The sequence below is a fragment of the Streptomyces sp. NPDC016459 genome (genome assembly GCF_040632845.1).
Lineage (GTDB): Bacteria > Actinomycetota > Actinomycetes > Streptomycetales > Streptomycetaceae > Streptomyces.
In genome coordinates this window covers 132858-145955 of the sequence record NZ_JBEYCR010000010.1, presented here as the reverse complement: position 1 = coordinate 145955, position 13098 = coordinate 132858, and the positions used below count along the sequence as shown (strand labels likewise).

Genomic DNA, 13098 nt, shown 5'->3' with positions numbered 1-13098 from the left:
GAACTCGCGCCACGCCGTGTCATCGCCATGGCGTCGGCGGGGTGCGGGTTCGACAATGGGGGGGATGACCGAGGAAGACCGGCATACGCGCAATGGCGAGATCGGGCCCGCCGAGTGGCTCGCCATGAACCGGACCGGCAGCTTCGACTGGGATCTCGACACGGGCACCATCGATGTCGACCCGTCCGGGCTGCTGGTCTTCGGGCTGTCGCCGGACGCCTTCGACGGGCGTCCTGAGACCATCGTCGCGCGGCTCGCTCCCGAGGAGCGGGCCCGGCTCGACGACGTCGTACGGCAGGCGGTCACCGGCGGCGAGGTCTCGTACACCGCGCACTTCCCCATTCCGCAGGACGACGGGCCACCCCATTGGACCCATGTGCAGGCCCGGATCCTCCGCTCGCCGAGCGGCTGGGCCCGGCGGATCGTCGGCTTCGTGCGGGACACCACCGCCGAGGTCACCCGCTTCGCCTTCGTCCAGGAGCTGGAGAAGCGGCGCGAGGTCCAGACGAGCATCGTCGAGCGGACGACGAACGCCCTGTCGCGCGCGGTGACCGTGGACGACGTGACGGCGGCGCTGACAGGCCCCGGCGGGCTCGCCAGGCTCGGTGCGGACGGGCTCGCCCTCGGCCTCGTCGAGAACGGCTCGCTCAACATCATCGCGCTGAGCGGCGAGTCCCTCGACGTGCTCGACGACCTCCGCGTCCGCCGCCTCGACCGGGGGTTTCCACTGGCCGAGGCCGTACTGAGCGGGCGGCCCCGATTCGTCTCCTCGTTCCCCTCGCTCGGGCGGGACTTCCCCCAGCTCGCCCCCTACCTGGAGCGTCTCGAGTTCCGGGCCGCGTGCTACCTGCCACTGGTGGCGCAGGCCCGCTCCCTCGGCGGCATGGTCCTCTTCTACCGGGGCCGCACCTCCTTCAACGCCGACGAGCGCAATCTCGCCCTCGGTCTCGCGGCGATCGTCGCCCAGTCGCTCCAGCGGGCGATCCTCTTCGACGAGGAACGGGAGCTGGCGACCGGACTCCAGGCCACGATGCTGCCGCGCCGCATCCCGGCGATCACCGGCGGAGAGATCGCCGTGCGCTACCACGCGGCGTGGAGCGGCCGGCAGGTCGGAGGCGACTGGTACGACGTGATCCCGCTGCCCCGGGGCCGGGTCGGGATCGTCGTGGGAGACGTACAGGGGCACGACACCCACGCCGCCGCCATCATGGGCCAGCTGCGGATCGCCCTGCGGGCGTACGCGGGCGAGGGCCACGCCCCTTCGACGGTCCTGGCCCGGGCCTCCCGGTTTCTGGCCGAACTGGACACCAACCGCTTCGCCACCTGCACCTACGCCCAGGTGGACCTGGGGAGCGGCACCCTGCGCGCGGTGCGGGCCGGACATCTGGGGCCGCTGATCCGGCACAACGACGGCCGGGTCGGACAGCCCAATCTCCGGGGCGGGCTGCCGCTGGGGCTCGCGACGGTGTTCGGGGACGAGGAGTTCCCGGAGACACGGCTCGACCTCGTGCCCGGAGAGACCCTCGTTCTGTGCACGGACGGTCTCGTCGAGCAGCCCGGCTCGGACATCGAAGCGGGTCTCGCCGCGCTGTCGGAGGCCATCGCGAGCGGTCCGCCGCAGGCCGAGGCGCTCGCCGACCACCTCTCCGAGCGGCTGTGGGAGCGCTGGGGCTCGGGCGACGACGTGGCGCTGCTCGTGCTGCAGCGCAGCCCGGACCCGGGCACACCGAAGGCCCCGCGCATCCACCAGTACATCCACCAGGCCGATCCGCAGGGCCTCTCGGACGCGCGCGCGGCCGTGGGACAGGCGCTGCGGGACTGGGGCATGCCGGAACTCGCCGACGACGCCGAGCTGATGACGGGCGAGCTGCTCGTCAACGTGCTGCTCCACACCGAGGGCGGTGCCGTGCTCACCCTCGAAGTGCTGCCCGAGCCGGTGCGCCGGGTGCGGCTCTCGGTCCAGGACCGGTCGAGTGCCTGGCCCCGGCGGCGTACCCCCGGGGAGGCCGCCACCTCGGGGCGTGGACTGATGCTGCTCGACGCGCTGGCCTCCCGGTGGGGGGTCGAGCCGCGCGGCGAGGGCAAGGCGGTGTGGTGCGAGATCGGTCCGGCGACGGTGCCGACCGGCACCACGGCGAACGGCGCCTGAGGAGGAACGTCATGGACCCTGTGGCCGCCCTGAACCGGATCGCGTTCCTCCTTGAGCGGGCTCAGGCGCCGGGATACCGGGCGAAGGCCTTCCGTACGGCCGCCGCCGCGGTCGCCTCCCTGCCGGAGGGCGACGCGGCGCGGCGCGCGGCCGCGGGATCCCTTGAGGCGGTGAAGGGTCTCGGGCCGAAGACGGGGGCGGTGGTGCGCGAGGCGCTGGCGGGGCAGGTGCCGGAGTACCTCGCCCGTCTGGAGGGGGAGCTGCGGGAGTCCCTGCGGACCGCGGAGCCGGGGACCGGCGGCGAGGCGCTGCGGGCGGCGCTGCGCGGGGACTGCCATCTGCACTCGGACTGGTCCGACGGCGGCGCCACGATCGAGGACATGGGCCGGGCGGCGGCGGAGTTGGGTCACGAGTGGGCGGTGCTCACGGACCACTCGCCCAGGCTCACGGTGGCGCGCGGTCTGTCGCCGGAGCGGCTGCGGGAGCAACTGGACGTGGTGGCGCGACTGAACGAGGAGTGGGCGCCGTTCCGTCTGCTGACCGGGATCGAGTGCGACATCCTGGACGACGGCTCGCTGGACCAGGAGCCGGAGCTGCTCGACCGGCTGGACCTGGTGGTGGGTTCGGTCCACTCGAAGCTCCGGATGGACGCGAGGTCGATGACCCGGCGCCTCGAACGGGCGGTGCGCGATCCGCTGATGGACGTGCTCGGTCACTGCACGGGCCGTCTGGTGGCGGGTGGGCGACTGCGGCCGGAGTCCGAGTTCGACGCGGAGCGGGTGTTCGCCGCGTGCGCGGAGGCAGGAACGGCCGTGGAGATCAACAGCCGCCCGGAGCGGCTCGATCCGCCCCGGCGACTGCTGCGGCTCGCGGTGGCGGCGGGTGCGTACGTCGCGGTGGACACGGACGCGCACGCGCCGGGTCAGCTGGAGTGGCAGATCCTCGGCTGCGCGCGGGCGGAGGAGTGCGGGGTGCCGGAGGACCGGGTGATCAACACCTGGCCGGCGGAACGGCTGCTGGAGTGGACGCGGGCCTGAGCGAGAAAGGCGGGCGGGGCTGGGGGGGGGAAGGCGCGGTGGGTGGTCAGGCGCGCTGCCAGACGGTGGTCGCGTTGCAGAACTCGCGGATGCCGTGGCCGGCGAGCTCACGTCCGTATCCGGAGCGCTTGATCCCGCCGAAGGGCAGCGCCGGGTGCGAGGCGGTCATGCCGTTGACGAAGACGCCGCCGGCCTCCAGGTCCCGGACGAAGAAGGCGATGTCCTCGGGGGACCGGGTCCAGACGTTGGAACTGAGTCCGAACGGGGAGTCGTTGGCGACGGCCACGGCCTCCTCGATGTCGCTGACCGGGTAGACCGTGGCGACGGGCCCGAAGGTCTCCTCCTGGTGGATCCGCATGTCGGGGGTGATGCCGGTGAGGACGGTGGGCCGGTAGTACCAGCCGTTGCGGAGTTGCGGCATGTCGGGACGGTGGCCGCCGCACAGGACGGCGGCGCCGTGGCGTACCGCGTCGTCGACGAGTTCCTCCAGGTCGGTCCTGCCCTGTTCGGTGGCGAGGGGGCCGACGTCGGTGGACTCGTCGAGGGGGTCGCCCACGGTCAGGGCGTTCATGGCGGCCGTGAAGCGTTCGGAGAAGTCGTCGTAGACGTCCCGGTGGACGATGAACCGCTTGGCGGCGATGCAGGACTGCCCGTTGTTCTGTACGCGCGCGGTGACGGCGGTCTTCACCGCTCCGACGATGTCGGCGGAGGGCATGACGATGTACGGGTCGCTGCCGCCGAGCTCCAGGACGGTCTTCTTCACCTCGTCGCCCGCGACGGCGGCGACGGCCCGGCCGGCCGGTTCGCTGCCGGTGAGGGTGGCGGCGGCCACCCGGGGGTCGCGCAGCACGGCCTCGACGTCGCCGGAACCGATGAGGAGGGTCTGGAAGCAGCCTTCGGGGTACCCGGCGCGGCGGAAGAGGTCACCGAGGTAGAGCGCGGTCTGCGGCACGTTGGAGGCGTGCTTGAGGAGGCCGGTGTTGCCCGCCATGAGGGCGGGCGCGGCGAACCGCATCACCTGCCAGAGCGGGAAGTTCCACGGCATCACGGCGAGGATCGGGCCGAGGGGCCGGTAGTGGACGCGTGCCATGTCCGCGCCGGAGTCCTGCACGTCGCTCTCGGCCGGGTGCTCGTCCGCGAGCAGCTCCTCCGCGTGGCGGGCGTACCAGCGCATGGCCTTGGCGCACTTGGCGGTCTCGGCGCGGGCGGCGACGATCGGCTTGCCCATCTCGACGGTCATCGTGCGGGCGATGTCCTGGGTGTCCTCGTCGAGCAGGTTCGCGGCGGCGCGCAGGAGGCGGGCGCGTTCGGCGAAGGATGTGGTGCGGTACTGGCGGTACGCCTCGTGGGCGGCGCTGATCCGCCGCTCGACCTCCTCGGGCCCGTGGGCCTCGTAGGTGCGCAGCGTCTCGCCGCTCGCGGGGTTCACGGTGGCGATGCCCATGCCCAGCCTCCTCCTGCCATCGGCCCCCGTCTGCAACCTTGCGCCTGGCACGGCGGAACGCAACAGGGGCGGGGCGGTGGGGTGACCGGTACCCGCCGGGGGCGCGTCGGTCAGGAGGTCAGCCAGACGAGGGCGCCGGAGAGGTGGGCGCGGAAGACGGGGTCGCGGTACGCCTCAGGGGCGTGCCCGAGGGCGGTGAAGAAGACGCGGCCCCGGTCCACGTCCCGGCACCAGACGAGCGGGTGGTCGTCGCCGTGGGTGCCGCCGCGGTAGGTGGACTCGTCGGCGCGGGCGAGGATCCGTACGCGGTCCGCGCCGGTGCCCCTCGGGTCGGAGGTGAAGTTGTACCACTCGTCGGTCCAGGCCCAGCGGTCCGGGAGCGGGGAGGTCGCCGGATGGTCGTGGCCGTCGACGAGGACGATTCCGGGCTGGACCTCGGGGTGGCCGTCGAAGCGGGTGCCGAGCAGCTCCCCGTAGAAGGGCCAGTCCGGTTCGGCGTTCGCCGCGGCGTGGAGGGCGAGGAGGGCGCCGCCGCCTCGCAGGTACGTCTCGAAGGCGGCACGTCCCTCGGGGGTCAGGACGTTCCCCGTCGTGGACAGCAGGACGACGACGGCGCACCGGGCCAGGCGCCCGGGGGTGAAGACGTCGGGATCCTCCGTGACCTCGGCCGTACGCCCTAGGTGACGGGCCAGCTCCGTGAGCGCGGCGGCGCCGTGAGGGATGGAGTCGTGGCGGTAGCCCGTGGTGCGGGTGTAGATCAGGACGTCGGGGGTGGGCACGGGGTGGGCTCCTAGGGACGACCGGACGGCGGAGACGAGGGGGGTAAGCGCTTTCCGTCCAGCGCCGACCGTAGCCACCGAAAACCCCGAGCCGCAACCCCGGCCGCTGCGGCGCACCGCCCGCGCACCGCCCGCGTGCCGCCGGCCGAAACGCCCCCCGCTCGCCCCGTCGAGAAGGCCGGGGGCTACCCGGCCCCGTGAGGGGCGGACGCCGGCTCACCCGCCGGTCGGGCGATCTCCCTCGTCGACGCCGCCAGGAGCGGGGCGAGGAACTGCCGCTCCAGACTGCCGGGCGGCAGCACGTCCGGTTCCACGTAGCTCTGCGCGAGACCGCCCTCGCGCAGGGCGATGAGGAGCCGCGCGAACCGGTCGGCGTCCACGGTCAGTTCGCGTCCCGCACGCCGAAGGACGAGGGTGAGGCCGCGGGCTATCTCGGCCCGCAGTCGCTCGTCGTGGCGGGCGAGGACCCAGGCGGCCTGCGGGTCCCGGATGGCGTGCAGGGTGAACTCCGTGGTCACCAGGTACCAGTCCCGCTCGTCCGGGTCGACGCGGGCGGCGAGCTCCGCGATCCGCGTCAGGGTGCACTCGTCCGCCGACAGCGCGTCGATCGCCTCGGCCAGCCTCCGCACGGTCCGGTCGCTGTGCTCGTCGAAGAGAGCGAGGAACAGCTCCTCCTTGCTCGCGAAGTTCGAGTAGTACGCGCCTCGCGTGTAGCCGGCCCGCTCGCAGATCTGCTCGATCGTCGTCGCGTGGAACCCGTGTTCGGCGAAGGTCTCCAGGGCGGCCTTCAGGAGCGCAGCGCGAGTACGGGGCCGCCGCCCGGTGACACCTTTCGGCACGGGTGCATCCTCCTTCGTCGGGCGCCGCGCCCGCGGCGGACGCCCACCCTACCGGCGCCCCATCCCGGGCACGGATGAGCACCGGCGGATAAAATTCACCCATGGGAGAGCGACCCGTCGCGCCCGCGGCGCCAGATCTGGTCCTCGAGATCGACGGGGACACCACACGCTTGGACCCGGGGCGCGTCTACCGCGTCGGACGGGACCCCACCTGCGACATCGTGCTCGCGGACGCACGCGCGTCCTGGCACCACGCCGTGCTCTCGGCCGCCGACGGCCACTGGTCCCTGGCGGACGAGGGCAGCACGAACGGCACCTTCACGGACGGCCTGCGGATGGCGGGGCCCCGGGCGGTGCGCCCCGGGACGGTCGTGCGCTTCGGGCATCCGGAGGACGGGCCGCGTGCGGTGTTCTGGGCGGTGGCGCGGGCGGTGCGGGCGGAAGAGGCGGTCCCGGCGGAGCCGCCGGCCCTGGCGGAGCCCCCGTCTGCCGCTTCGGAGCCCCCGGCCGTTCCGGAGCCCTCACCTGGCCCACCGGAGCCCCCCGCTCCCGTTACTGAACCCCCCGTCGCACCCGACCCCCCGGCCGTGCCCGAACCGCCCGCAGTACCGGAAGCGCCTGTCGTACCGGTGCCCCTGGCCGTACCGGATCCCCCGCCGGCCCCATCGCAATCCCAGCCCGAGCCCGAACCCCCGCCACAGGCCCAGCCCCCGCAGGCGCCCCGGCCGGAGCCCACTCCCCCGGCCCCGGTCGCCCCCGACCCCGTACGCCCGTCCGGGGCGCCGCCCCGGCCCCCGTCCGTCGCCCACCCCGCCGCCACCGGCACCTTCCGGCGGCCGACCTCCGTGCGACCGCTGCCCGCCCACACCATCCGTATCGGCCGCGCGCCCGAGAACGACGTCGTCGTCTCCGACCTCATCGTCTCCCGGCAGCACGCCGAGCTGCGGGCCCATCCCGACGGCACCTACTGGATCCATGACCTGGGCAGCCACAACGGCACCTTCCTCAACGGCGCTCCCGTCGTCGACGCCCGGGTGACCCCTGAGGACATCGTCGGCATCGGCCGTTGCGCGTTCTGTCTGATCGGCGGGCAGCTCGTCGAGTTCACCGACACCGGCGAGGTCTCCCTCGACGTCCAGCAGCTCGCCGTCACCATCGACCACGGACGCCGGACCCTCCTCGACGAGGTGTCCTTCCCGGTGGGCCAGAAGTGCCTGCTCGGGGTCGTCGGCCCGTCCGGCGCGGGCAAGTCGACGCTCCTCGGCGCGCTCACCGGCCAGCGCCCCGCAGACCGGGGCACGGTGCTCTACGACGGCCGCGACCTGTACCGGGACTACGCCGAGCTACGCCAGCGCATCGGGCTCGTGCCGCAGGACGACATCCTGCACCTCCAGCTGACGGTGCGCCGGGCCCTCGGTTACGCCGCCGAGCTGCGCTTCCCCGAGGACACCGTTCCCGCCGAGCGGCGGGCCCGGGTGGACGAGGTGATCCGCGAGCTGGGTCTGGTGGAGCGCGCGAAGCAGCCGATCCACAGTCTCTCGGGCGGCCAGCGCAAGCGGGTGAGCGTCGCCCTGGAACTCCTCACCAAGCCGTCGCTCCTCTTCCTGGACGAGCCGACCTCCGGCCTCGATCCGGGCATGGACCGGTCCGTGATGCACATGCTGCGCGGGCTCGCGGACGACGGGCGTACGGTCGTCGTGGTCACGCACAGCGTGCTCAGTCTGGACGTGTGCGACCGGTTGCTCGTGCTGGCACCCGGTGGTCGGGTCGCCTACTACGGGCCGCCCGGGGACGCTCTGGGCTTCTTCGGTTTCGAGCAGTGGCCGGAGGCGTTCGAGGCCTTCGAGAACGACCGGGACCGCGACTGGGCCGGCCAGTACCGGTCCTCGCGCTTCCACCGCCGGTACATCGAGGACTCCACGGCCCGCCCGGACGTTCCCGTACCCCTCGCCGGGGACGGAGTCAGGACCGGGGACGGCGCCTCCCCTTCGGAGCCGGCCCCGCCCCCGAAGGCGCAGAGCTGGGGTTCCCAGCTGCGGACGCTCGTACGCCGGTACGCGGCGGCGCTCGCCGCGGACCGCACCTTCCTCGCCATCATGATCGCCCTGCCGTTCGTGATGGGCGCGATGGCCAGGGCCCTGTCCGAAGGCAGCCTCAATCCCGAGTCGACGCTGAACGTGCTGCTCATCCTGTGTGTGGGCGGAGTCCTCACGGGCGCGGCGAACGCCGTGCGCGAACTCGTCAAGGAGCGCACGATCTACCGGCGCGAGAGAGCCGTGGGTCTGTCCCGCTCCGCGTACCTCGCCTCCAAAGTGGTGGTCCTCGGCCTGATCACCGTGGTGCAGGCCGTCGTGCTGACCCTGGTCGCCCTGATCGGCGTGCCGTTGAACGTGCCCGGCGGCAAGGGGGTCCTCCTGCCTCCGCTCGTGGAGATCACACTGGCCGTCGCGCTGCTCTCGTTCACGGCGATGATGCTCGGCCTGCTCGTCTCGGCGCTGGTACGCAAGGAGGAGGTGACGATGCCGCTGCTCGTCCTCCTCGCCATCGTGCAGGTGGTGTTCTGCGGGGCGCTCCTGACCGTACGGGGCACCCTCGTCCTGGAGCAGCTGGCCTGGCTGGTCCCCTCCCGCTGGGCGTTCGCGGCGATGGGCGCGACGATCGACATCGGGAAGGTCGCGCCGAGCGACAAGACGACGGATCCGCTGATGCGCCACACGGCGGAGGCCTGGTTGTTCGACATGGGCATGATGGTGCTGCTCTGTCTCGTCCTCGGCCTGGTCGTGGCCCGGCTGCTGCGCCGCCACGAGCCGGTCGTCATGCGGAGGTAGGCCGTGAGCGTCCCCGTACCCGAGTACCTGCCCGACTTCCGGCCCACCCATGTCGTTCCGCGTGGCGGTCTCGCCGCGTGGGAGACGCCGGACCCGGCGCTGCCCACGGTGCCGCTCGACGCGTTCCTGCCGGTGCGTCTGGAGGAACGGGCCGGGGACTGGGGGCGGATCCAGTGCTCCAACGGCTGGGCTGCGTGGGTCGACGCACGCCTCCTCGTCGCCGTTCCCGACGACCCTCCGGCGGCGGGCCGGCCGCTCACCAGGACCGCCGATCCGCGTCCGCTGATCGCCCGCGCGGAGGACGCGCTCGGCCGCTACCGGCGCGCCGCCGACGAGCTGGGGTCGGGCCGCCTCGACCGCGAGCACTTCCGGCTGCGGACCCGTGGCCTGCGGGTCGGCATGGTGGTCGACGGCGAGTCGGTGTGGCTGTACGACGCGGAGCACGAGCGTTGGGTCTACTGCGACGGCGTCGGGCTCAGTACGTACGCCGCGTCGGCCGCGCCCTCGGTCGCCTCTTCCTCCCCCGCCGCGCCCTCCCCCACCTCTCCCGCCGCCGGTTCCACGCCACCGGACGAACCCCGGAAGGAACGGCCCGGTCCCGCGCCCCCGGCGCACGAGCCGACGCAGGTGGTGGTGCGGGGCGATCCGTCCGCCGCCGCGGGGCCGCCGCCGACGCAGGTGGTGCGGCGCCCGTCCTCCGGACCGGCCGGTGAGGGCTGATGACCGGCGTGCCGCACGACGACCCCGAGCTTCCCGCGGGCCGCCCCTCGGGGCTCATCGGCAGGGACGTCGCGGGCTACCGCGTGGAGGGCGAGATCGGGCGCGGCGGGATGGCGGTCGTCTACCGGGCGCGGGACCTGCGGCTCGGCCGGACGGTGGCGCTGAAGCTGCTCGCCCCCGAGCTGGCCCGTAACGACACGTTCCGCAGGCGCTTCGCGCACGAGTCGCGGGTGGCGGCGTCGATCGACCACCCGCACATCGTGCCGGTCTTCGAGGCGGGCGAGACGGAGGGCGTGCTGTACATCGCGATGCGGTACGTGGCCGGACAGGACCTGGTGGCGCTGCTCGACCGCGAGGGGCCGCTGCCGCCCGTGAAGGCGGGGCGGATCGCCGTCCAGATCGCCTCGGCCCTGGACGCGGCGCACGCGCACGACCTGGTGCACCGACGTGAAGCCCGGCAACATCCTGGTCGCCGAGGGCACCGACCGCGACCACCCTGAGCACGTGTACCTCACGGACTTCGGGCTGACGAAGAAGTCACTGTCCCTCACCGGCTTCACCACGGTGGGCGAGTTCGTCGGCACCCTCGACTACGTGGCGCCCGAGCAGATCTCGGGGAAGCCGGTGGACGGCCGTTGCGACGTGTACAGCCTGGCGTGCGTGGTGTTCGAGACCCTGGTGGGAGCGCCGCCCTTCCGTCGTGACACCGACTGGGCGGTCCTGTGGGCGCAGCAGTACGATCCGCCGCCGCCGCTCTCCGAGGTCCGTCCGGGCCTGCCGGAGGCGGCTGACCCGGTGTTCGCGAAGGCGCTGGCGAAGACGCCGGAGGAGCGGTACGGGACGTGCCTGGAGTTCGTCGCGGAGCTGCGGGCCGCGCTGGTCTCGGGGGGCGGCGGCGGGGCGGGGCCGGTGGTGGCGAAGGGTCCCGAGCCGCTCGGTCCGCCGGTGGACCCGCCGGCGTGGGCACGGCCGGTGTTCCGCGACCTGGGTTCCGGGAGGTGATCGGGCTCCCGCCGGGGACGGGCGTGCTCCGGACGGAGCCCGCCGACGCGGGGAGCGTGTCCGGTCACTAGAGTCCTCCACATGGCAGCACCAGTGCTTCAGGCGATCGAGGCGGACGGGACCACCTGGGACGACCCGTCCGAGGACCGGCTGCACGACCTGCTGGCCGACATGAGCCTCACCTGGCGGTTCGTCGTCGTGCGACGGCTCGATGTGGAACCCGTCGACCAGCACTACATGCAGGTGTACCTCAACGACGACTTGAGCTACCGGGTGGAGTACCGCGAGGGAGGGCCGGACCGGCACTTCCAGGCCTGGGTGCCCCGCACCCACGAGGTCTTCGCCGTGGAACCCGTGGCCGAGGTGGTCCAGAACTGGGCCTTCGGCCGACCCGGTTGGCGTGAGGCGCTTTCCTGGACGCTCTGGTCCCCCACAGAGGCATGCGCCCGCCCCCTCACGGACACGCGCTGACGACCTGCCCTTCGGCGTGCCGCGGGAGAGTCGTCGAGAAGCGGCCTGTACGCGTCCCGCAGGCCCCGGGGTCACCCTCGGGACGGCGGTCGCGGGTCCTCGATCTCGCCCTTGCGGTGCACCCGGGTGGCGAGGAGTCCGCCGAGGAAGCCGAAGAACAGGCCCCAGAGGAGGGCGAGTCCCGCGGTCTTCCAGATGTGCGGGCGCAGGAGCACCTGTCCGCCGAGGGAGTCGAGGTCGCCGATGCCGAGGACGGAGAGGCCGAAGCGGGCCTCGACCAGGGTGAGCGGGGCGACGACCAGCATGGTCAGGGCGAACGCGATGCCCAGGTGCAGGGCGTGTTGCCAGAGCCTCATGCGGGCCGGGGAGCGGACCGCCGCCGCGAAGGCGACGGCGAGGACGAGGACGGCGGCGACGGGGAGCAGCCACCAGGCCCGTCCGTCCTGCTCGGCGAGCGAGTTCAGGTCGACGGTCGAGAGGTCCGGGGTGTCGCCCGTGCCGCTGCCCCGGCGCAGTACGGCGTCCAGGATCTGCGGCATGGGGAGGCCGAAGGGGCCTTCGGCGCGGCCCTCCCACGAGCCGCCGATGCCCACGCCGAGGGCGAGCCAGGTGACGTTGGGCAGGCCGAGCAGCAGGACGGCGAGGGTTTCGGCGGCGTGTCCCCTGGTCGCCGCCACGACCAGGCCGATGACGAGGCCGGCGGCCACGTAGGCGAGGAGCAGCAGGAGCATCGCGTGGGCGGCCGGCCGGACGGGTTCCTGGTAGCGGACGAGCCGGGGCGGCAGCGGGGTCCTGCGGGAGACGAGGAGGGCGACGACGAGCACGCCGAGGATCCACAGGAGGCCGTAGAACAGGGTGGGACCCAGGTCGGTGCGGAAGCCGACGGTGGGGTTCACGGCGTCGAGGAGCTCTCCGAAGATGTCCGCGAGGTCTCCCGTCGGGTCTCCGCCGCCGAGGGTGATGCGGAAGTCGTGCCGGGCGAGCGCGGAGAGCCCCGCGAGGGCGACCAGCCAGAGGACGACGGTGCTCGCGGCGCGCAGCAGGAGTTCACGGGTGCGCGCCACGGCGTGGTGGCGCAGCGGACGCAGGAAGCAGAAACCCGTGACCAGTGCGCCCACCAGGGTGACGGGGAGGGGCATGGCGGTTAGTTCGCCTTGGGTTCCGGCGAGTGCTCCGGCGTCGCCGGAGAGCTCGACCTTGCCGCCCACGGCCATGACGACGACCGCGGCGAGGACGGCGGTGAAGCCGCCGGGCAGGTCGTCCGCGCCCGCGGCCCAGAGGCCGAGACCGGCCGTGACACCCATCGCGAGGTATCCGGCGACCACAGCCGCCAGGGCGTGGAGGCCGATGTGGGCCAGGGGCGCGGTGGAGGTCGCGGCGGGCCGCGTGGAGGTGGGGGGCGGGCTGCTCACGCTGACCACGCTAGTACCGGTGCCGGACGGGCGCTTGCGGACGGCGGTGCAGCCGCCGGGCGGGGGGCGGGGGGCGGGGGGTGCGTACTCCGCCGTGGGTGCCTCCGCTTGCGGGCGGGCACTGTTCGGCGCACACAATGGGCCCGGAACGGAAGAAAGGGAAAAACGTGACTTCCCACCCGCCGTCCGGCCCCCCGTCCGGCCCCCCGTCGGTCCCTCCCGCAGGTCCCCCCTCGGGCCCCCTCTCGGGCCGGAGCACCCGCCCCGGGACCGCCGGCCCGCCGCCACCCCCCGGACCTCCCCACGACGGTTCGGGGGGAGGCTCGGGCGGCGGCGGTTCCTCCGGCGGCTCAGGGAGCGGCGGCGGAAGCGGCGGCTCGGGCGCTTCCCGCAGGGGCGGCTCCGGCAAGGGCCCGT

The 13098-nt window shown here is 73.5% G+C and carries 9 protein-coding genes and 1 pseudogene; 6 read left to right on the top strand and 4 right to left on the bottom strand.

Annotated features, from left to right (window positions below):
* Window positions 1-64: 64 nt before the first annotated feature.
* A complete protein-coding gene (locus tag ABZ567_RS23535) occupies window positions 65-2149 on the top strand; it encodes a SpoIIE family protein phosphatase (protein WP_360793043.1) in 2085 nt (694 codons plus the stop codon).
* A gap of 11 nt (window positions 2150-2160) precedes the next feature.
* Entirely contained in the window at window positions 2161-3186 is a 1026-nt protein-coding gene (locus ABZ567_RS23530) for a PHP domain-containing protein (RefSeq protein ID WP_360793041.1), read from the top strand.
* Between the two features lie 46 nt (window positions 3187-3232).
* On the opposite strand, the gene ABZ567_RS23525 is transcribed toward ABZ567_RS23530, so the two are convergent.
* From ABZ567_RS23525 to ABZ567_RS23515, 3 genes are all read right to left on the bottom strand, one after another.
* Complete coding sequence (locus tag ABZ567_RS23525) at window positions 3233-4630, bottom strand: NADP-dependent succinic semialdehyde dehydrogenase (RefSeq protein ID WP_360793039.1); 1398 nt, start codon at window positions 4628-4630, stop codon at window positions 3233-3235.
* Between the two features lie 110 nt (window positions 4631-4740).
* The gene (locus ABZ567_RS23520; RefSeq protein ID WP_360793037.1) at window positions 4741-5409 is read right to left on the bottom strand and encodes a ThuA domain-containing protein; all 669 of its coding nucleotides are present in this window, start codon (window positions 5407-5409) and stop codon (window positions 4741-4743) included.
* Between the two features lie 185 nt (window positions 5410-5594).
* Window positions 5595-6248 carry a TetR/AcrR family transcriptional regulator gene (locus ABZ567_RS23515; RefSeq protein WP_360793035.1) on the bottom strand — a complete coding sequence of 218 codons (654 nt, stop codon included), beginning with the start codon at window positions 6246-6248 and terminating at the stop codon, window positions 5595-5597.
* Between the two features lie 101 nt (window positions 6249-6349).
* On the opposite strand from ABZ567_RS23515, the gene ABZ567_RS23510 reads away from it, so the two are divergent.
* From ABZ567_RS23510 to ABZ567_RS23495, 4 genes and pseudogenes are all read left to right on the top strand, one after another.
* The gene (locus tag ABZ567_RS23510) at window positions 6350-9076 is read left to right on the top strand and encodes an FHA domain-containing protein (RefSeq protein ID WP_360793033.1); all 2727 of its coding nucleotides are present in this window, start codon (window positions 6350-6352) and stop codon (window positions 9074-9076) included.
* 3 nt (window positions 9077-9079) lie between these two features.
* The gene (locus ABZ567_RS23505) at window positions 9080-9796 is read left to right on the top strand and encodes a hypothetical protein (protein ID WP_360793031.1); all 717 of its coding nucleotides are present in this window, start codon (window positions 9080-9082) and stop codon (window positions 9794-9796) included.
* Window positions 9796-10798: pseudogene (locus tag ABZ567_RS23500) on the top strand (serine/threonine-protein kinase). Before ABZ567_RS23505 ends, ABZ567_RS23500 begins: the two are co-directional and overlap by 1 nt.
* A gap of 81 nt (window positions 10799-10879) precedes the next feature.
* Entirely contained in the window at window positions 10880-11269 is a 390-nt protein-coding gene (locus ABZ567_RS23495) for a hypothetical protein (protein ID WP_360793029.1), read from the top strand.
* 71 nt (window positions 11270-11340) lie between these two features.
* On the opposite strand, the gene ABZ567_RS23490 is transcribed toward ABZ567_RS23495, so the two are convergent.
* A complete protein-coding gene (locus ABZ567_RS23490; RefSeq protein WP_360793027.1) occupies window positions 11341-12690 on the bottom strand; it encodes a streptophobe family protein in 1350 nt (449 codons plus the stop codon).
* Window positions 12691-13098: the final 408 nt, after the last annotated feature.

Coding starts and splice junctions, on each gene's coding strand:
- ABZ567_RS23535 (WP_360793043.1), top strand. CDS start 65: ATGACCGAGGAAGACCGGCATACGCGCAATGGCGAGATCGGGCCCGCC.
- ABZ567_RS23495 (WP_360793029.1), top strand. CDS start 10,880: ATGGCAGCACCAGTGCTTCAGGCGATCGAGGCGGACGGGACCACCTGG.
- ABZ567_RS23525 (WP_360793039.1), bottom strand. CDS start 4,630: ATGGGCATCGCCACCGTGAACCCCGCGAGCGGCGAGACGCTGCGCACC.
- ABZ567_RS23530 (WP_360793041.1), top strand. CDS start 2,161: ATGGACCCTGTGGCCGCCCTGAACCGGATCGCGTTCCTCCTTGAGCGG.
- ABZ567_RS23510 (WP_360793033.1), top strand. CDS start 6,350: ATGGGAGAGCGACCCGTCGCGCCCGCGGCGCCAGATCTGGTCCTCGAG.